Here is a 19,463-nt window from a genome sequence, read left to right on the forward strand (position 1 = left end):
CCCATTATTCCATAGTTTCTATTTTGTCCTGCCAATTGGCAGATTCGTCATTAAATGTATCTTCAAATCCTTCTTTTTTAAGAATTCCGCGAGCTGCAAGGATTCCTGTTGCACAAGCATTTGTAACATCTCTTGAAAGGCCTGCTCCATCTCCCGCAACAAAAATGTCAGAAACACTAGTTTCCAAATCACTATTTACATTTGTTTTCATTGCATAGTACTTAATTTCCGGTGCATATAATAATGTATGGTCATCAGAAACACCCGGAATTACTTTATCGAGTTTTTCAAGTCCTTCGATTATATTTGTAACAATTCGGTGAGGTAGTGCCATTGCGATATCTCCAGGCGTAATCTGTTTCAATGTTGGATCAAAACTGCTTTTTTTGAGCCTATCCCAGGTGCTACGCCTTCCTCGTTTTAAGTCACCCAAACGTTGTAAAAGTGGTTTTCCACCACCAAGAGTTGTTGTAAGTTTTGCAATACTTTTTCCATAACTTGTTGTGTTTTCAACAGGTTCGGTAAGTTCAATTCTTGTTAAAAACGAAAAGTTTGTGTTTTCACTCTTTTTATCTGCCATTGAGTGTCCGTTTACTCCGACAATATCCCCATAATTTTCTTCGACTACAAAGCCGTATGGATTTGTACAAAACGTTCTAACGAAATCATCGTAGGTATTTGTGTAAATATGAAATTTAGGGTCGTGATTTATTTCGGTAATTGATTCCATGATTATTGATGGAACTTCAACCCTTACTCCAACATCGATTGGTCCGTGATTTGCCTTTAAACCGATTTTTTCGGAAATTTTTAAAAACCAGTCTGCGTTTCCCCGTCCTGGAGCAACAATTATATATTTTGTTTTAATTAGTTCTCCTTTTCCAAAATTATTTACAAATACTTTATTTTTTTCAAATTCCAAAACTTCAGTATTCAATAAAAATGAAATTCCCCTATTTTGAAGTGTATTTTTGATGTTATTGATCAAATGTTTTGTATGGTCCGACCCAATATGTCTTTGGATAATTGGAATAAATCTAACCCCATTTTGTGCAGAACGCCTTTGAAGTGATTTTATTTTTTCAAAAGATCCTTTTGAAAGCTTTTTTGGGCCGCCGTGGGTCAGAAAGATTTTATCCACTTCAAAAATAAGTTGCCATGCGTAATTTTCGTCATCAGTTAAATCAAATAAATTTCCACCAATATCAGGTCTTAAATTCAGGGTTCCGTCACTCAAACCGCCTGCACCACCAACCCCATACATAATTTGGCATGGTTCGCATTTTATGCATTTTTTAAGTTTATCTGCGGCACAATATCTATCTAAAACATCTTTTCCCTTATCAATTACCAGAGTTTTTAGTTTATCATATTTTGATAATTCATATGCTGCAAAAAGGCCTGCAGGACCTGCTCCAATGATAACAACGTCAAAATAATTCTCTAAATTTTCCATAAAACTACCTTTGAATTATTTTTCAAAAAGACAGTATAAATTTATTTTTTTAGGGAGTTTTATAATTTTTTAAAAGAATTATGAATAGGAATATTTATATACTAAAAACAGTCAAAAATTAAGCTGAATTGGGCTGATAGCTCAGACTGGGAGAGTACCGCATTGGCTATGCGGAAGCCGCGGGTTCAAATCCCGCTCAGTCCACCTAATTTATTTTAAAATGGTTTAATCTTTCCAGTAGTCTCTTTTAAAAATTTCAGAATTGTCTGCAAGTTCACTCGGGAAAGGTTCGAAATACGTCTGTTTTTTTAAATAATCAACATTAAATCTAATAACCCATGATTTTAAAAGAATTATTGGTACACAAAGACAATCCAGTTCATTATGGTATCTTTGAAGTGAATCGATGAAGAGCGATTTTTCATCTTTTGAAAGTTTATTGGATATGTATCCAAAAATATGCATGAGAACATTAATATTTGATCCAATCGATGAAGGCCTTTTTAAAAGTAATTGAAGATGTTTTTCGTAAATTTTTATAATTTTATCAAAATTTTTGTTATGGTTTCCAACAGTATTTCCAAGGAAATCTTTTTGTTTTTGATTGTATGCCATAAATAGGAATTTATTGTTTGTATGAAATTCAACCAGTTCTTTTATAGATTCAGACTCTTTAACTTCCTTAAAATCTTTTATTGTATATAATTTGGTTAAAAAATGGTCCTTTATTCGTTTATTTCGAAGGCGTGATTCTTCTTCAATTGGAATATTCGAATAACGATTTAAAACTTCATTTCCAAAGAAACCTGTCGTTTTTTGATTTGCAGGGTTTCCTTTTGGAGTATAAACCTTAACGTTTTTTATTCCGCAGGAGGGAGATTTGTGTTTTAATATTGCGCCATCGATATTTTCAATCGAATCTAAAAAATCAGACGAAAATTGCATAATTTCTGAAGTGTAATTCTTATAGGTAATATTTTGAACAAATTCAAATTTTCCATTTTCAAAAACAATTTTTAATGAATTTCTCGGAATTGAAAGCCCTATTTCAACTTCAGGGCATACTGAAACGTAGTTAAAATATTTTTTAGTATTTTTAACAAAATAGCTTGAAATCATCTGCCCGTCGTATCTACATCGCCCATGTTCAATGCATTTACTGATTAAAACATCCGGTTTTTTGAAATTTCTCATAATTTCACCAAAAATTTCAAAAATTGGTAAAAATAGTTAAAATTAGCTAGTTAATAAAAAGAAGTTAAATCAAATTTAAATTACTTTCTAGGTTTCTTCGAATCCTGTCCTTAATCCAGAGTGAAATCCTATCCCTGTCAACGCTATACATTTCCATTTTTGGAATAATTACTCTTGAAACATCGATTTCAGTTTTATTTAATTTAACAGTTATGATTTTATCAAAACCGTGCTGTTTCAATGTCTCTTTAACTGTTTCAATGTCTTTGTTAAGATTTAGTTTTGCATTATTGGGCATATCTTCGATATGTATTTCATTTTTAAATGTGTACCACTTTTTGTGCGCTCTTTTTAGCCTTTCGTAACTTATTCTCCTTACAATATCTCCTCGGTTTGTATCTTCTCTTGCCCCATGGATTTGTGTTGCCCTGCTCTGTGCAACTTCTGTTAATGCCCTTAAAACAGCAATTTCTGGATGTAAATGGCATCCAACGCCCATGCATAAAAGTGCAGGGTCTTTCAATACGTCATCATCGGAAATTGCAGCAACTGTCGGGATTCCTACTTCACTTGTTAGATCTTTTAATATTATGTTTATTTTTGCTTTTTTAAATTTTTCAAGGAGTTCAAAAATTAGTGGATTTTTCGCGTTTTCCACATTTAATTTTCTGTACGTGTTTTTTGAAAGTTCTGAAATACTCCACGCATCTCTTTCGATTACTTCAAGCATTCCGTGAAAAACTGCTTCTTCTTCAGAGTTTCCAGATGCAAGACCATTGGTATTACTTCTAAATAGTTTTTTTCCGTCATGAGGGTGAACAACACTGTTTATTGGAACATCAAAGGTTTTGCCGCTGATAATATCTTTTCCGAGTACCCATTCAATTCCATCAGTATCAATATGTTCTGCACTTTTTCCACCGGGAATAATTAAATCATCCAAATTTACGGGGTTTTCAGGTTCTTTTGAAAGTTCAAGTTTTGAATTTTCATCAAATTCCGCAGAATACCGTTCAATTGCTTCCATTGTGGATGAAACTTTTGCCTGAATTTCAGTAGCGCCTTTTCCAGCGTATACGCTGATTGCACCATCTTTTGCAGATGGCCTGATCGATGAAAAAACAGGAATTCCAATTCTATCGAGCCCATCAATTCTCGCAGTTCTCGTAACGCCGATTTCTTTTATTATCGGTTCTATTTTTTCAAAAGTTTCCTCAGGAGTGCAGATTCTGTAAGCTGCAAGGGTGTAATTAATGTCATCTTCCATGTTATCACTTAAGTTGGTAAGATTAAATTGATTTAATTTCCTTTTTTAAAATTTTTACAATATCATCTTTTGTTTTATCTGGTATAAGTACTGTTTTTTGTGCTGAAGTAGTTCCCGAATTTATCAATATTTCACTTTTAAAAATTCCCTTTAAAAATTTCATGATTGCTTTATTTGCTTTGCCTTCAATTGGCTGTTCTTTAATTCTTATTTCTATTCTTTTACGCCATTCATTAATTTTTCCAATTTCATTTTTTTTAGCGTTTGTAGTAACTTCGATATCAATTAAAATTCCTTTTTCTGATTCTTTGACTATTTTCTCAATCAAAATACCACCGTCTTAGATAATATTCGAATTTCTACTAAAAATACTAAGGTATTATACTCGAGTATAATATATGATATCGATTACCAATAAATATATTATATATAAACCAAAGTATCCTCGAGGTGTTAAGGATGATGAAAGCTGAAGAGTTGAACAAAGGTTTTGTGAACGAAATCATTGAAGCTGGAACTCCGGTTCCTGGAGAAAAAGAAGTAGCTTCATTAAAATCATGCTACCAGTGCGGTACCTGTACAGGAAGCTGCCCAAGTGGTAGAAGAACTGCATACAGGACAAGAAAAGTAATAAGGCAGGCATTACTTGGTATAGACAGTGTTTTAGATAGTGACGACATCTGGAAATGTACAACCTGTTACACCTGCTATGAAAGATGCCCAAGAGATGTTAAAGTAACTGAAATCATTAAAACAATCAGAAACTTGGCAGCTAAAAAAGGAAACATGGCAACCCCCCACAAAATGACCGCAGTATATGTTTTAAAAGCTGGTCACGCAGTACCTGCAAACGACGATACAGCAAAATTAAGAAAATCAATCGGTCTAGCTGAAAAAGCGCCAATTGCACAATTCAGCCAAAAAGACATGGATGAAATAAGAACAATTGCTAAAAACTTAAAATTCGATGAATTAATCGGATTTGACTGGAAAACAATGGGTTTAAAACAATAATTTACGAATTTCATAATTTAAGATGGTGATATTGATGAAATACGCGTTTTTCCTTGGATGTATCATGCCAAACAGGTACGCTGGTGTTGAATCAGCTACAAGAACAGTAATGGAAAAATTAGGTGTGGAATTAGTTGACATGCCTGGTGCATCATGCTGTCCAGCTCCAGGGGTATTTGGTTCATTTGACCAAAAAACCTGGTTAACATTGGCTGCAAGAAACTTAGTAATCGCAGAAGAAATGGGAACTGACATAGTTACCGTATGTAATGGATGCTACGGTTCATTATACGAAGCTGCACACATGTTACACGAAAATAAAGAAGCTTTAGCAATGGTAAATGAACAGCTCAAAGAAGTTGGAAAAGAATACAAAGGAACTGTTCACGTAAGACACTTCGCTGAATTAATCTACAACGATCTTGGTGTAGATAAAATCAGAGAAAACGTTGTAAAACCATTAAGTGTAAACATTGGAGTTCACTACGGATGCCACTTTTTAAAACCAACTTCAGCAAAAGGTTTGGGTGGTGCTGAAAACCCAACCATGCTAGACGAACTCGTTGAAGCAACAGGTGCTAAATCAGTAGCTTACAAAGACAAAATGATGTGTTGCGGTGCAGGTGGTGGTGTAAGGGCTAAAGAATTAGACCTTGCATTAAGCATGACACAAGAAAAAATCGAAAACATGTTGGCAGTAGGTGCTGACGCTACAGTTAACGTATGCCCATTTTGCCAGTTACAATTTGACAGAGGGCAAGTTGAAATCAAAGAAAAATTGGGCAAAGAATATGGATTCCCTGTTGTACACTTATCACAACTTTTAGGTCTTGCAATGGGTATGGAGCCAAAAGATGTGGCTTTGGACGTAAACTTTATTTCCCCAGAACCATTACTCCAAAAATTAGGATACTAAATCCTTTTTTGCATTTTCTTTTTTTTAAAAATGAACATATGGAAATTTAAGAAAACATTGGCTGTTCATATGAATCAGTCGTTTTTGATGCATTTAAAAGAGTGTAGCTTATTTTATTTTTGTCAACCGTTTTTATTATTTTTTCGGCCATTTTTCCAGTAATTATCGCAATAACATCACAACCCCTGTTGCATGCAGAAACAATTCCCTCAGAGACTGCAAATCTAATATCTGGATGGATTTCAAGTTTATTTACTATAACTGTTCCAACAGTTCCTGCAGTTGCAACCACTGCATCAGGATATTCTTCAAAAGTACTTTTTACAATATCATAGTCGACGTTTCTAGATCCTCCCATCACTTCAGAAGGAATTTTTAAAAAGATAACTTTCCCATTTTGAACGTCAATGTGGCCCTGAATTTCATGAATTGCAACATCTTCTCCCGAATTCCCACCGTAAAATACTTTTGCAGTTGCATCAGATTCAATATTTTTTGAAACATATATAACTCCCTTTTTCATATATACTCCAACAGTTTCTCCAGGATTTACGTTTTCACTAGCAATTGCGGGCCATACGTCTTTATAACGGTATAAGTTTTGATTTACATCGTTTAAATAATTTTTAAAGTCTGAAATCCATGTTTTTAACGAAGCCATACCTTTTTCGGTTATTACGTATTCCCCTCTTCCTCTATTTTTAATCTGTTCTTCTCTTATGAGGTTTCGCATATGTTCTGAAACTCCTTGAACAGTTATACCCAATATGTCTGCGATTTCTTTCTGTTTAATATGGGGCTGTTTTCTAACAACTTCTGAAAGTATTTGAAATTCTGTAATATTCCTTTTTTTCATAAATCCACCATAAAGCCCTTATCAAAATAACTTTAATAACTATATGAAATCGGCTAGTATATATACTTTTGACGTTAATCTTCAAAGATTAACTTTAATTTGAATCCCAAACAGAATTTTAAAAATACTATAATTTAATATAATAATATAAGAAAACTTTAGCTTTAAATTAAATTTAGTAAATTAGAAAAAAGATGAATATCAAAACTTTATTCTATTTAAAATAAAAGGAGTAGGTGTCGTTTACTCCCTTTAACCCACAAATTATAGATAGGCGTGCCAAAGGCACAATATATAAACAAGTAATTATAATATATATGGTTTTTGTGCGATTTTGGGCCTCCAAAGCTCAATTCATGCATCTTTAAGAAAAAATATGTAATTGTATAAATATTTGTGAGACAATAATATTGAATAACTGGTGATTTATTATGACAATGGAAATATTGCTTGTAAACGATGATGGGATTTATTCAAATGGTCTTTTAGCACTTAAAAATGTAATAAGTGAAGAATTCGATGCAAATATTACGGTTGTAGCACCCACTAATCAGCAAAGTGGTATTGGAAGAGCAATAAGTTTGTTTGAGCCACTGAGAATTACTAAAACAAAACTAGCTGACTGTTCTGAGGGCTACGCAGTATCCGGAACTCCAACTGACTGTGTTGTTTTAGGGGTACATCAGGTTTTAAAGAAAGTTCCCGATTATGTAATTTCTGGAATAAATATTGGTGAAAATCTTGGAACCGAAATTACAACTTCAGGAACACTTGGAGCTGCATTTGAGGGTGCACACCATGGTGCAAAGGCACTCGCATGTTCGCTTCAGGTTACAACAGACCATTTAAAATTTAAAGAAGGCGAAAGTCCGATTGATTTTATGAATACTGCTAGAATTGTCAGAAACGTCTTTAAAAAATTTATAGATGATGAATTTCCGTGCGATGTAATTAATATAAACGTTCCAGATAATGCTACAGAAAATACGCCTGTAGAAATTACAAAACTTGCTAAAAAAATGTATTCAATGCACGTTGAAGAAAGAATTGATCCAAGAAGCAGGAGTTATTACTGGCTAGATGGATATCCCATAATGGATGAAGAAGATGGTACTGATGTGTATGCAGTTCGAAATAAAAGAAATGTGTCAGTTACTCCACTTACTTTGGACAATACTGCTAAAAATCTAGATGAATTTAAAGAAAAATATGCTAAAAAGTTCTAGATTTAAATAGTTTAGATGCGAATAAGTTATTTACTTAATAATTTTTAATTTTGTTAATTTTTGGTCGTGAGATAGATGTGGAAAAAACTGGGCAACTTAAAGAAATTTTACGTAAAAACCAGCAGAAAAGGGACTAATAGAATGGCTTTACTTATTGATGGACCAAACATGTTAAGAAAAGAATTCAATGTAGATCTTGACAAAGTAAGGGATGCATTAGAGCAGTTTGGTGACATTGTTGTTGGTAGGGTTTATTTAAACCAGTATGCGTCAGATAAATTAATCGAAGCTATTGCAAACCAAGGTTTTGAGCCAAGAATCTCTGCTGGAGATGTTGATGTTGAAATGGCAGTTGATGGAACTGAACTGATATTTAATAAAAATCTTGATACTCTTGTTTACATGACAAGAGACGCAGATTTTTTACCTGCAATCAGAAAAGCCAAAGAACGTGGAAAACAGATTATCGTTGTTGGGGCAGAACCTGGATTTAGTACTGCAATTCAAAACATTGCTGACCATGTAATTCGAGTAGAAGAAGACTTCGAACTCGACAAAGAAAAATTAGAGCAGAAAAAGCGAGAAAGAGAACACAGTATTTCATCTTCAGAAAGTGCGTCCGAAGAAAATACCGAAGTTCAAAAAAATTCAGAGCCTAAAAAAAGTAGTACTGATTCTTTCAAAGATGGGATAAGCAACAGTATTAACTGGCTCAAAAAATAAAATTAAACTTAAAAAAATTAAATTCTTTTTTTTATATTTTATTTATAAATCTGAAGAAGTTTCTTTTTTCATACATTTTGAAAATGCAATTGTTCCAATTGGGCCGCATACTAAAAGTAAAAGAGCTACGGTTTCAACATATGCAATCGAGTAAATTTCTGCTAAAATTACTAAAAATGTAGCAATTATTACAGCCATCAGGCCTTCTCCGATAAGCACATTTGAAGTTTCTTTTCTAAATGCTAATTTTAACGCAGAAAACGCACCAAATACTAATGAAATCATGGTGAAGTATAATACATATTCATTCATCAAACCACCTGAATTACGCTGATAGGAATTTGTAGGTCCATATTACAAAGATAACCGCACCAATAAACATTGAGAACCAAACCCATATATTTACTAGGAAGAGTATCTTATAAATTTTTTCGCTTTTTTCTGGATCATTCATAAGCTTTTTTATCGGGTCTCTTCCATAATATTTTTTCTTTTTTAGCATTTTATCACTAGTTAAGGCCTATTCTAAATAAGTACTGTGTTGTAGTTGGTAATTTTCGTCTAACTTCTCTTAATTCTGGTTTGTAGATATAAAGGATACTTTCTTCACTAAAAAGACTGACCCCTTTTCCTAAAATTTTAGATATCAATTTTACTTCTTCAATTCCTTCTATTTTTACAGTTCCTGAATCATAACTCGAATCAACTTCCAGTATTAGGGGAAGCCTTATATCGTTAGATATATTTTCTTTTATGAATTCGAGTTCCTTTTTCTTAATTCTATGTCTTTGTCCGTTTACTATTAAATACGGTTTATCTTCTTTTAAAAGTTCGTTTAATGTTTTTCTTTTAAAATTGGATTTTAAATTGTGCAGAAATTTATAAACTTCCTTATCCATTGTTTCACGTAAATTTTATTGAAAAGTTAAAAAAAGTTAGTATTGATGGTATTTAATTATTCAGCATGAAGTACTACAATGGTTCCAATGAGTTCTCCTTCTTTAATTGTTCCTTCTTTTACTGCAACAAAGATTGCGTATTCGAGACATCGTTCGTGTTCGAAAGGAACAGGAGTTTCTTCCCCTAAGGATACCATGTTACCTAATTTGTGCTGAATGTATGCGGAAGGCATCAAAACTGTTTTTTTAGGCAGGCAAATTTTGTTGATATTTACTGCTTTAATTTCGCCTGCTTTAAGTTCAACAGTTTCTGCTGCAAAAACAGGAACTTTTTGGCCAACTATTTCTAGTTTAGCCCCTTCCTGTTTTTTGCCTTCAATTTTATCTTCAATTTCTTTAATTTTTCCAGTAATTCTGAACATAAAACCACCAACGATGTTGAATTATGCTTCTTTAGCGTCCATTCTCGCTTTAATGATTTTCAATCTGAAGAAGTTTTCCCTCTCCATCTCTTCAAGTCTCATAGCGATGTATTTTTTGGTTTCGTTCATTTTTGGAATTACAACGTATTCAAGAGCGTTAACTCTTCTTTTTGTTGTGATGATTTCCTGAGCGAGTAATTTTATCGAAGTTTCGATTTCTGCAAGTTCTGCAATAAGTTCTAAAGCTTCTTCGAAGTTCTTTGCAGCTTCATCTAATTTTGAGGAAACTCCGTAAGGGCTGTAACCTCTATTTGAAATATCTCTTTTTACGTTTGAAATTTCAAATACTGGAACATCGATACCCATGATGTTTCTCATGTCCACATCTAGGTCGATGTTATTATTTTTAGCTGCAAATGAAGCTTCTTTAACTGATAAAGTACCCATTACTGCCTGAGCCATTATCAAGTCTTTGTATGCTTGTGAAAGAGCATCATTTACTTTGTCTCTTATTCCAGAAGCTTGATCAAGGATTTCAAAAAACTCCATCATAAGGGCATCTCTTTTTTGTTTCAAGAGTTTGTGTCCCTTTTCTGCAAGTTTAATTTTTCCTTTTAACTTTAGAAGTTCCATTCTTGTAGGGTTTACGTCTGCCATTGCTATCCCCCTAGTTTAATAAAATGGGAATAATTCAGCTTCTGAATTATTTTTTAGGTAAGTATTTTTCAATTAATTCATCGGAAACTCTCTTGAGTTCTTCTCTAGGTAAGATTGTTAATAATCCCCAGATGTAATCAAGTGTTTCTTCGATGCTTCTGTCTTCGTCTACTCCTTGAGTAACGATACTGTTTTCGAAAGCATCAGCGAATTTTAAGAATGATCTGTCTCTTTCGGTTAATGCTTCTTCCCCAACAACCGCTACAAGGTCTCTTAAACCTCTACCTTCAGCGTATGCAGCGTATGCTTGGCTGATAACTTTTGAGTGGTCGTCTCTTGTTTTTCCTTCACCTTGGCCGTTACCTGCAAGCCTTGAAAGTGATGGCAAGATGTCAACAGGAGGGTAGATACCTTTTCTGTTTAATTCTCTTGAAAGCACAATCTGTCCTTCGGTAATGTAACCTGTAAGGTCTGGAATTGGGTGCGTAATATCGTCATCAGGCATTGTAAGAATTGGAATCTGTGTTACTGTTCCTTCTTTACCTTTAACTCTTCCTGCTCTTTCGTAGAGGCAAGCTAAGTCAGTGTACATGTAACCAGGGTAACCTCTTCTTCCAGGTACCTCGTTTCTTGCAGCTGCAATTTCTCTTAATGCCTCACAGTAGTTTGTAAGGTCAGTTAAGATAACAAGTACGTGCATTCCTTTTTCGTATGCAAGGTACTCTGCAGTTGTGAGTGCAATTCTTGGTGTAAGAATTCTTTCAATTGCAGGGTCGTCTGCTAAGTTAATGAAAACAACAGCTTTTTCCAAAGCACCGGTTTTCTTAAATTCATCCATGAAGTAGTTTGATTCTTCACCAGTGATACCCATTGCAGCAAATACTACCGCAAACTGTTCACCTTCTCCTCTTACCTTAGCTTGTCTTGCAATTTGCGTAGCAAGCTTGTTGTGTGGTAAACCGGATCCTGAGAAGATCGGGATTTTTTGTCCCCTAACGAGTGTGTTAGTACCATCGATTGTTGAAACACCAGTTTGAACGAACGCGTTTGGCGGGTTTCTTGAAACTGGGTTTAATGGGTAACCGTTGATATCTAATTTTTTCTCAGCGATGATTTCTGGTCCGCCATCGAGTGGTTTTCCTGCACCGTTGAAGATTCTACCGAGCATATCGTGTGATACACCGATTTTTGCAGTGTCTCCTGTGAATCTTACTTTTGTTTCACTGGTGTTTAATTCTGAAGTTCCTTCAAATACCTGAACAACAGCAATTTCTTCTCTAGCTTCTAGAACTTGCCCGGTTCTTTTGTCCCCGTTTGGAGTTGTAATATCTACAATTTCACCGTAAGCAATTCCTTCAATTCCATCAATAACCATTAAAGGACCAGCAATTCTGGAGACGGATGTGTATTCTATGGTTTTCTGCATAGCGTCCATGATAACCCTCCTTACAGTTTAAAATTAAATTAGGTTATTTGATTAAAGCACCTAATTCGGATTCCATTTTGTTAATGATTTCAGGTACTTTCGTGTTTATGAATTCGTCATCAGTCAGGTATTTCATTCTTGCGATGTCTCCTTTTACAGTAACAGCTGAAATGCCTGCTGGGTCAGCACCTTTAGCAACTGCATCCAATGCTTTTGTGTAGTAAGTCATGATGATTTTCAACATGTTGTACTGTTTTAATGGTGAACAGTAGCTGTCTACTTCGTGGTATGCATCTTGCTGTAAGAAATCTTCTCTTAACATTCTTGCAATTTCTAGGATAACTCTTTCTCTGTCCGGAAGTGCATCTGGACCAACAAGTTGAACGATTTCTTGGAGTTCAGCTTCTTTTTGGAGTAAGGTCATTGCTTCATCTCTTAATGATCTCCAGTCTGCAGCGGTGTTTTCTTGCCACCAGCCAGCGATGTCGTCAATATAGAGTGAGTAACTTGTTAACCAGTTGATTGCAGGGAAGTGTCTTCTTCTTGCAAGGTTCGCATCCAATGCCCAGAACACCTTAACGATTCTTAATGTGTTTGATGTAACTGGTTCTGAGAAGTCACCACCTGGTGGTGAAACTGCACCTACAATACATACGAATCCATGTTTGTCTTCCGAACCTAAACATTGAACTCTTCCTGCTCTTTCGTAGAACTGAGCGAGTTTTGATGAAAGGTATGCAGGGTATCCTTCTTCCCCTGGCATTTCTTCAAGTCTACCGGAGATCTCTCTCATTGCTTCTGCCCATCTTGATGTTGAGTCAGCAGTTAAGAGAACACCAAGTCCTTGGTCTCTGAAGTATTCTGCAATTGTAATTCCAGTGTAAACTGAAGCTTCCCTAGCAGCTACCGGCATGTTTGATGTGTTTGCAATTAATACGGTCCTGTCCATTAATTTGTTTCCTGTTTTGATATCATCCAAGTGTGGGAACTCTTCGATAACTTCTGTCATCTCGTTACCTCTTTCTCCACAACCGATGTATACCACAACATCCACGTCAGACCATTTAGCAAGCTGGTGTTGTGTAACAGTTTTACCACTTCCGAATGGACCTGGAATTGCTGCAGCACCACCTTTTGCAACACCGAAGAATGTATCTTCGACTCTTTGACCGGTGATTAATGGAATTACTGGAGGCTGTTTTCCTTTTGATGGTCTTGGCTTTCTTACAGGCCATTTTTGCATCATTTGTACTTCTTTTTCGCCTTCAGCGGTTTCAACAACTGCAACTGTTTCTTCAACAGTGAAGCTGCCTGATTTGATTTCTTTGATTTTACCACTAATTCCTAAAGGAATCATGATTTTGTGAACGATTGATGCAGTTTCTTGAACTGTACCGATAACGTCTCCAGTTATAACTTCATCTCCAACTGCTGCAGTTGCTTCAAAGTCCCATTTAATATCTCTTGAGATTGATGGAACACTTACTCCTCTTGGGATGTAAATTGAATCTGTAGCATTTTCGATTTCGTTTAAAGGTCTTTGAATACCATCGTACATTGCTTTTAACATACCAGGGCCGAGTTCTACTGATAATGGAGCACCAGTACCTTCTACGCCTTCTCCTGGTTTGATACCAGCAGTTTCTTCATAAACCTGAATGATTGCTTCGTCCTCAGTTAACTGAATGATTTCCCCGGTTAAACCTTCGTTTCCTACTTTAACCACTTCAAACATCTGGGAACCTTTCATGCCTTCGGCAACAACAACCGGACCGGATATTTTGATAATTTTACCGACGACCATATTTTCACCTCAGAATTACTTAATGTCAACACCAACAGCGTTTCTTACTAATACTTTCACAGGATCATTTTCTCTGACAATAGGACCGTTTTTGTCAGGTACTTCTACAACAACTTTTTTTACAGCTGAAATAGTATCTCTTACTTGTTCACCGATTCTTTCGGTAGTGATAATTAATCCTATTTCAGAGTTGCTGTTTAATTCTTCTATTGCCTTTGCAGCTTGTTCAGGGGATTTAACTTCGTAGACATCTGTAAGTCCAGCAAGTCTGAACCCAACTACTACATCAGGATCTCCAACTACACCGATTCTCATAATATCACTTTACAATCGTTTTTAGGATACCAGTATCTCCCTGATTTCACTTGCAGACAGGCCTTCGATTTTACCTTTAATGATAATTTTCAAATTTCTTATCTCAAGTTCTTTCGAGGTAATGAGTCCAATTATCGGGCCTATTCCAAATGGCTGTCTGAGTGATAATTTTTTACCCATTTTAACCAAGTAACTGTCAAGAGCTTTTTCAAATACGTAAACGGATTTAACTTTTTCGAATTCTTCGAGGTTTTCAGTCATTAATGGGGCATATTTTGTGCCTTCAAGTGAGCTGATAACTCCTTCGATTGATTCTACATCAGCAAGCTCTTTTAATTTCCAAGAAGCAAGTTCGTATCCTTTGCTTGTTGTATAATTTGAAATAGCTTCGGATGATAATCCATCAGCTTTTCCTTTAAGGATGATTTTCAAGTTTTCAATGTCAATCATTGTTCCGATAAATTCTTTGAACAAGTCTTTTTCGGTACCATCAACACTCACGTTTTTCCAGAGGTTTTCAAGGATTAATTTATCGAGTGACATCTCAAGGGTAGTTAATTTGCCATTTTGCTCGTATTGAGTTAATCCTTCTGAAAGTACGCTTGAATAACCAGTTCCTTCTAAAGCACTTACAATTTCTTCAATTGCTTTAGTTTCACTTAATTCTCTTAATTTGCTTTCAGGAATTGTTCCAAGTGGAATCAATAATTTGAAAGTTTCTTCAGCATCCAAACCAACATATTTTGCTCTGAGAAGTGTTTTGATATTTTTAACATCGAATTTCTTTTCAAGCAATTTTAATATTTTTCTTGCTCCATCTGGGGAGATATTTGCAAGTGTTTGGTAAACGTGTGCTAAATGAATATCTAATGCCTTTTCAACAACTACTGGGTCTTCACTTTGTCCCATAACTTCGGATAAGTATGGCCCGTAATCAGTATCTTCTAAGAATCCAATTAACTCAGTAGTTCCTGCAGATTCGATTAATTCGTTTATTTTGTGGTCTTTTAATAATCTAGACTCCATACTTCTTACTCTTGCATTAACGTAAGCAAATGGAGCAGTTTCTGACAAGTATCTTATCAGGAAGATCATAATAACCAAGAATATAGCGATTCCTGCAAGTACAAATAAAGTCATGAATATGTCAGTAGGCATTCCTGCTATTTCCATTAACTGTGTTAAAGCATCTACCATCTAAATCACCTTAGAACAACATTTCAGCAATTTTAGCTCTGACTGAATCTAAATTTCTTTCAAATGTTGCTTCGAGGCTGTTGTCAGATACTTTTGTTTGATCTGCAGTTTTTATGATACAACCGCCAATGATCGATTTAGCTTCGCCTTTTTTCAATACTGTGACTTTTTTGAGTCTGTCTTCCATTTCTTTTTCGAGAGCCCAAAGTGTTGAGTCATCGATTATTTCAAAGTCTTTTTTGTTGAGTAACAATTCTAATTCGCCGCCGCCTACTGAGTAAACTCCGGAAATTATCATTTTCAACAAAATGTCTTTGTATTCTTCTTTTTGAGGTAATTTTACTAAATCTTCCTCTAATTTTTCGAGAGTTAACTGGATTGTTTTCTCTCTTTCTTCAAGCAATTTTTTCTTTGCGGAGAGTCTTGCTTCAGCTAAAATTCTGTTTTTAGTCATTTCAGCATCTTTTTCTCCTTTTTTAGCTATTGCTTGCTCTTTTGTCGAAGCTTCTTCCTTAGCTTCTGTTAATATTGCTTCTTTTTCATTAAGAGCTTCAGCCAAAATTTTTTCGGCATTTTTATTTGCATCTTCTACGATTTTGGATGTTATCTTTTCCGCTCCCATCGTAACACCTTCGGAATTGGATTTAAAGTATTTAGAAACCCTGGGTTTCGTTATATTTTAATTAAAACATGATACCGAGCATGATCAAGATTGCTATCAATAAACCGAAGATAGCGAAAGTTTCCGGCATAACTGCTAAAACTAAACCTTTACCCATTGCATCAGGATCTCTAGCTGTAGCTCCAATTGCACCTGCAGCTGTGATACCTTGACCGATACCTGAAAGACCAGCGAAACCAACAGCTAAACCAGCACCGAGAGCTGCAATTGTTGTAACACCTGGGCTTGCAAATACTCCAACTAAGAGAAGGATTGCAACTAATAAACCGTAAATTGCCTGAGTTTCTGGAAGAACGGAGAAGACCATCGCTTTACCGAATATTCCATCATCTTCAGCAACAGCACCTAAACCAGCAGCTGAAGCGATACCTTGACCGATTGCTGATAAACCAGCTAATCCTGTACCGATACCTGCAGCGAGCATTGCCCATTCAGGAGCGCTTTTGAATACGAATAAGATTAAGATTGCAACAAGGAAACCATAGAGACCTTGGGTTTGTGGTAATGCCTGGAACACAATTGCAGTACCGAATTTGTTTGGGTCTTCTGCAACGACACCAGCACCGCTAGCACCTGTGATACCAGCACCGATACCTGAACCGAGACCAGCAATACCTACTGCTAAACCAGCACCTATAGCTCCGAGTAATAATGGGTTTTCAAATACCATCATAAGCACCTCGTTTCGAATCATTCATATTAGAGATTATTTTTCATTTTTTTAATTAATTTGAAGTGTATTCCCTTTTAGCTTTGAATGGGGAGAATTTCTTTCCTCCACCTTCATAGTATTGGCCAAAGAACTCTACGTAATGTAGCCTCAATGAGTGGATAAATGAACCAAGACCATTCATAACAAAGTTGAATGCGTGACCAAATACGAGCATTACTACTGCAATTAAAATACCGATTACTGGAACTGCATCTCCTAATAATTTAGCCATAATGTTTACAGCCATTGCAAGACCCCCTGTAGCTAAACATAAAGCTAAAAGCCTTGCGTAAGAGAGAACGTTACCCAAAAATCCTGTAATATCCATTGCACCGAGTAAAGCATCGAGAATGCCGCCATTCATGAATCCTTTAATCATACATAATGCGATTACCGCGATTACTGCACCGCCTGCAATCATCATGTTTCCGGTTACTACTGTAGCAACTATTGCAAGTATCAATAATATCCACATACCTTGATTCAAGAATGCATCTAAAACTGATCCATTTGACAATGATTCCTTAAGACCAACTGTTAATCCAATGAATAGGTGAATAATACCTGCTACAATTGAGAATAACAAGATTGCCATAGGTCCATTGTTTACATCAATACCACCAAGACTGAGTAATGGTTTTGCTGCACTGATGTATGTGCTTTCACCGAGCGGGTTTACAAGCGCAAATCCTGTGGTATATATGTCCATTCCGAGGAACTGGTACATGAAGTCACCAAGGTAGCCACCTGTTAATATTCCAAAGAATACTGTTGAAAGACCTGAGAGTGTTAAGATATATCCCAAGTTGTATGCACCACTGCTTACCTTACCCATTCTTGTCCAGAGTACAAGACCAGCCAAGGTTAACAATAAACCGTAAACCGCATCAGTAAGCATAATACCGTAGAATATTAAAAAACCAGGCATTATCATCATTGTTGGGTCGATTTCGTTGTATTTTGGCGGTGCGTACATTTCTGTAAGCATTTCGAATGGTTTTACAGCTTTTGCATTGTCGAGCATAACTGGTATTCTTTCAACTGGTTCGTCAGGCTCTGAAACTTCAACAACTGCGTATCCTTCTGAAGCGCTTTCGATAATTTCCTGAACCTTTTTAACATGTTTCTTAGGTGTCCAAGCTTCAATGAGGTGTGTCCTTTCGGTTTTACCCGTCATTGAGTATGCTTCAGCTCTTTCTTTTTCAATTTCAAGAACTTCATGCAAAACCAAGACTTCGTCAGTCCATTTTTGGGAAAGTGCGTTCAATTTTTCTAAAATAGCTTTTGTTTCGTTTTCGATACCTAAAAGTTCTTTTTCAGTATCATTGAAAATCTCTGATGGAGTTCCTTCAACATTTGCGATGTCAAGTCTTTCAAAACCAGACTTTCTAAGTTCTGCGCCAACAACATCTGCACATTGTTTCAATGTAGCGACAATTACTGGAATTTTTTGTTCCTTCTCGCTTTTATTTACTGGATTTCCTTTTACAATTTCAACGTATCCTTCAGTAGCTTCTTCTAATGAAGATTCTAATTCAGACATATTTTCTTGTGAAACAAGTCCAGAAACAATATATGTGTAAGATCCTTCCCCGAGGAATTTCAAATCAAGATCAAAACCAGATAAATATTTAACACTGTCTTTTAACGTTTCAAGAATAGTTTTTCTATTTTCAAGTTCGGCCAGCTTACTAGCGGGTTCTGAGATTTCCCCTTCAACGCTCTCGAGAACGTTTTCAATGTATGAGGTAATTTCTTCAGATGATGAAAATGAAAGTTTCTTCTTTGCCGGTACTTTTGGATTAAGTACGCCTGAAAGACCTGCTTTTTCTCCTACACTAACATTTGAAAATAAGTCCAATATTCTACTTACTTTAATTGTTAATGAGGCGACATTTCTACCATACTCGGCTGATGGAGCTGGCAACATAAGCGCGTTCCATTCAGGGTCTTCGAGTTTCGTAGATAAGTCGTATAACTCCACTAGCCCGCTTTCATGGAGTTGTCTAATGACAGGATCCACTTTTTCATCCAAGATGACCGCTCTAATTTTGTTCATTCTTGCGGGTCTCAATAAAACCACCTTTCAAGTTTTCACAACGGGAAATTAGAATTCTATTACATCTTCCAATTTGATGTTTAATATTTTGACTTTAGCAATGTTTGCCATTTCAGCAATCGCTTTGTCTTCTTTAGCCATTATTTCATCGGCTTGTTCTTTAGCTTCTTTTTCGTATTTAGAAACTAATTCTTTCGCAGATGCTTCTGCAGTAGTTTCAGCTTCAGAAATAATATTCTTACCTTCTTCTATAGCAGCAAGCTTTATTTCTGCTGCTTTTTTCTTAGCTTCTTCTATCGCATTCACAGCATTATTTTCTGCATGCTTTATTTCCCTAATGGTATCTATAGCACTCACAGAATAACCTCCTTTGAAGAATAATTAGTATATCCCGTAGAATACATATATATATTTTATTACTTCCGAGATTTTTAATTAGCGATTAATTTTACTGTTTAAAACCACTACTTGCAATATTTTAAAGCAGTCATCATAAATATATCAAGGTTATTTATGCCATTTTGGTTTTTCAAAGATTTTCCTACAAAAAATCTTATTATTTGAATATTTAATATAATTGATATACTTTTCGAAATGATTCTGTATTTTAAGGATTAGATTGGGGCCATAAGACTAGC

Annotated in this window: 22 protein-coding genes and 1 tRNA gene; 5 read left to right on the forward strand and 18 right to left on the reverse strand. The window is 35.4% G+C overall.

What is annotated here, in order from left to right:
- Positions 1-4: 4 nt before the first annotated feature.
- A complete protein-coding gene (locus MMARC5_RS02710) occupies positions 5-1,456 on the reverse strand; it encodes an NAD(P)/FAD-dependent oxidoreductase (protein ID WP_011868304.1) in 1,452 nt (483 codons plus the stop codon).
- 130 nt (positions 1,457-1,586) lie between these two features.
- On the opposite strand from MMARC5_RS02710, the gene MMARC5_RS02715 reads away from it, so the two are divergent.
- Positions 1,587-1,660, forward strand: a tRNA-Ala gene (locus MMARC5_RS02715).
- 21 nt (positions 1,661-1,681) lie between these two features.
- Here MMARC5_RS02715 and MMARC5_RS02720 read toward each other — a convergent pair.
- From MMARC5_RS02720 to MMARC5_RS02730, 3 genes are all read right to left on the reverse strand, one after another.
- Positions 1,682-2,650, reverse strand: coding sequence for a YbgA family protein (locus tag MMARC5_RS02720; RefSeq protein WP_011868305.1), 969 nt, complete (start codon positions 2,648-2,650; stop codon positions 1,682-1,684).
- Positions 2,651-2,714: 64 nt separating this feature from the next.
- Positions 2,715-3,917: a YcaO-related McrA-glycine thioamidation protein gene (locus MMARC5_RS02725; protein WP_011868306.1), complete on the reverse strand. Its 1,203-nt coding sequence runs from the start codon at positions 3,915-3,917 to the stop codon at positions 2,715-2,717.
- A 22-nt stretch (positions 3,918-3,939) separates the two neighbouring features.
- Positions 3,940-4,245 carry a DUF167 domain-containing protein gene (locus tag MMARC5_RS02730; RefSeq protein WP_011868307.1) on the reverse strand — a complete coding sequence of 102 codons (306 nt, stop codon included), beginning with the start codon at positions 4,243-4,245 and terminating at the stop codon, positions 3,940-3,942.
- 131 nt (positions 4,246-4,376) lie between these two features.
- Between MMARC5_RS02730 and hdrC the strand changes: the two genes are divergently transcribed.
- Positions 4,377-4,931 carry a CoB--CoM heterodisulfide reductase subunit C gene (gene hdrC / locus MMARC5_RS02735; protein ID WP_011868308.1) on the forward strand — a complete coding sequence of 185 codons (555 nt, stop codon included), beginning with the start codon at positions 4,377-4,379 and terminating at the stop codon, positions 4,929-4,931.
- A 34-nt stretch (positions 4,932-4,965) separates the two neighbouring features.
- Complete coding sequence (gene hdrB, locus MMARC5_RS02740) at positions 4,966-5,847, forward strand: CoB--CoM heterodisulfide reductase subunit B (RefSeq protein ID WP_011868309.1); 882 nt, start codon at positions 4,966-4,968, stop codon at positions 5,845-5,847.
- Positions 5,848-5,893: 46 nt separating this feature from the next.
- Here hdrB and MMARC5_RS02745 read toward each other — a convergent pair whose 3' ends face one another.
- Complete coding sequence (locus MMARC5_RS02745; protein WP_011868310.1) at positions 5,894-6,703, reverse strand: DUF7839 domain-containing protein; 810 nt, start codon at positions 6,701-6,703, stop codon at positions 5,894-5,896.
- A 431-nt stretch (positions 6,704-7,134) separates the two neighbouring features.
- Here MMARC5_RS02745 and surE point away from each other — a divergent pair, with 431 nt between their 5' ends.
- Together surE and MMARC5_RS02755 are read left to right on the forward strand one after the other, a co-directional pair.
- The gene (gene surE, locus MMARC5_RS02750) at positions 7,135-7,929 is read left to right on the forward strand and encodes a 5'/3'-nucleotidase SurE (protein ID WP_011868311.1); all 795 of its coding nucleotides are present in this window, start codon (positions 7,135-7,137) and stop codon (positions 7,927-7,929) included.
- Positions 7,930-8,004: 75 nt separating this feature from the next.
- Positions 8,005-8,652 carry a TIGR00288 family NYN domain-containing protein gene (locus MMARC5_RS02755; RefSeq protein ID WP_048058444.1) on the forward strand — a complete coding sequence of 216 codons (648 nt, stop codon included), beginning with the start codon at positions 8,005-8,007 and terminating at the stop codon, positions 8,650-8,652.
- Positions 8,653-8,694: 42 nt separating this feature from the next.
- Here the strand turns inward: MMARC5_RS02755 and MMARC5_RS02760 are convergent, their stop codons facing one another.
- The 13 genes from MMARC5_RS02760 to MMARC5_RS02815 form a co-directional block, all read right to left on the reverse strand.
- On the reverse strand, positions 8,695-8,964 hold the full coding sequence (locus tag MMARC5_RS02760; RefSeq protein WP_011868313.1) for a hypothetical protein: 270 nt from the start codon (positions 8,962-8,964) through the stop codon (positions 8,695-8,697).
- Positions 8,965-8,977: 13 nt separating this feature from the next.
- Complete coding sequence (locus MMARC5_RS09730; protein ID WP_196793256.1) at positions 8,978-9,154, reverse strand: hypothetical protein; 177 nt, start codon at positions 9,152-9,154, stop codon at positions 8,978-8,980.
- A gap of 7 nt (positions 9,155-9,161) precedes the next feature.
- Positions 9,162-9,551: a DUF61 family protein gene (locus tag MMARC5_RS02765; protein WP_011868314.1), complete on the reverse strand. Its 390-nt coding sequence runs from the start codon at positions 9,549-9,551 to the stop codon at positions 9,162-9,164.
- A 56-nt stretch (positions 9,552-9,607) separates the two neighbouring features.
- The gene (locus MMARC5_RS02770; protein ID WP_011868315.1) at positions 9,608-9,973 is read right to left on the reverse strand and encodes a DUF22 domain-containing protein; all 366 of its coding nucleotides are present in this window, start codon (positions 9,971-9,973) and stop codon (positions 9,608-9,610) included.
- A gap of 21 nt (positions 9,974-9,994) precedes the next feature.
- Positions 9,995-10,630, reverse strand: a complete 636-nt coding sequence (locus tag MMARC5_RS02775; RefSeq protein WP_011868316.1) for a V-type ATP synthase subunit D — start codon at positions 10,628-10,630, stop codon at positions 9,995-9,997.
- Between the two features lie 46 nt (positions 10,631-10,676).
- Positions 10,677-12,065, reverse strand: a complete 1,389-nt coding sequence (locus MMARC5_RS02780) for a V-type ATP synthase subunit B (RefSeq protein WP_011868317.1) — start codon at positions 12,063-12,065, stop codon at positions 10,677-10,679.
- 34 nt (positions 12,066-12,099) lie between these two features.
- Positions 12,100-13,860, reverse strand: a complete 1,761-nt coding sequence (locus tag MMARC5_RS02785) for an ATP synthase subunit A (RefSeq protein WP_011868318.1) — start codon at positions 13,858-13,860, stop codon at positions 12,100-12,102.
- 15 nt (positions 13,861-13,875) lie between these two features.
- The gene (locus tag MMARC5_RS02790; protein ID WP_011868319.1) at positions 13,876-14,175 is read right to left on the reverse strand and encodes a V-type ATP synthase subunit F; all 300 of its coding nucleotides are present in this window, start codon (positions 14,173-14,175) and stop codon (positions 13,876-13,878) included.
- A 21-nt stretch (positions 14,176-14,196) separates the two neighbouring features.
- On the reverse strand, positions 14,197-15,372 hold the full coding sequence (locus MMARC5_RS02795) for a V-type ATP synthase subunit C (protein ID WP_011868320.1): 1,176 nt from the start codon (positions 15,370-15,372) through the stop codon (positions 14,197-14,199).
- Between the two features lie 10 nt (positions 15,373-15,382).
- On the reverse strand, positions 15,383-15,994 hold the full coding sequence (locus MMARC5_RS02800) for a V-type ATP synthase subunit E (protein WP_011868321.1): 612 nt from the start codon (positions 15,992-15,994) through the stop codon (positions 15,383-15,385).
- Positions 15,995-16,055: 61 nt separating this feature from the next.
- Positions 16,056-16,724 (reverse strand): ATP synthase subunit K, encoded by a 669-nt coding sequence (locus tag MMARC5_RS02805; RefSeq protein WP_011170984.1) that lies wholly within the window; start codon positions 16,722-16,724, stop codon positions 16,056-16,058.
- 55 nt (positions 16,725-16,779) lie between these two features.
- Positions 16,780-18,840 carry a V-type ATP synthase subunit I gene (locus MMARC5_RS02810; RefSeq protein WP_081430837.1) on the reverse strand — a complete coding sequence of 687 codons (2,061 nt, stop codon included), beginning with the start codon at positions 18,838-18,840 and terminating at the stop codon, positions 16,780-16,782.
- 33 nt (positions 18,841-18,873) lie between these two features.
- Positions 18,874-19,182, reverse strand: a complete 309-nt coding sequence (locus MMARC5_RS02815) for an ATP synthase subunit B family protein (RefSeq protein WP_011868323.1) — start codon at positions 19,180-19,182, stop codon at positions 18,874-18,876.
- Positions 19,183-19,463 lie beyond the last annotated feature (281 nt).

Origin of the sequence: Methanococcus maripaludis C5, from assembly GCF_000016125.1 — an archaeon.
GTDB classification, from domain to species: domain Archaea; phylum AGJL01; class Methanococci; order Methanococcales; family Methanococcaceae; genus Methanococcus; species Methanococcus maripaludis_D.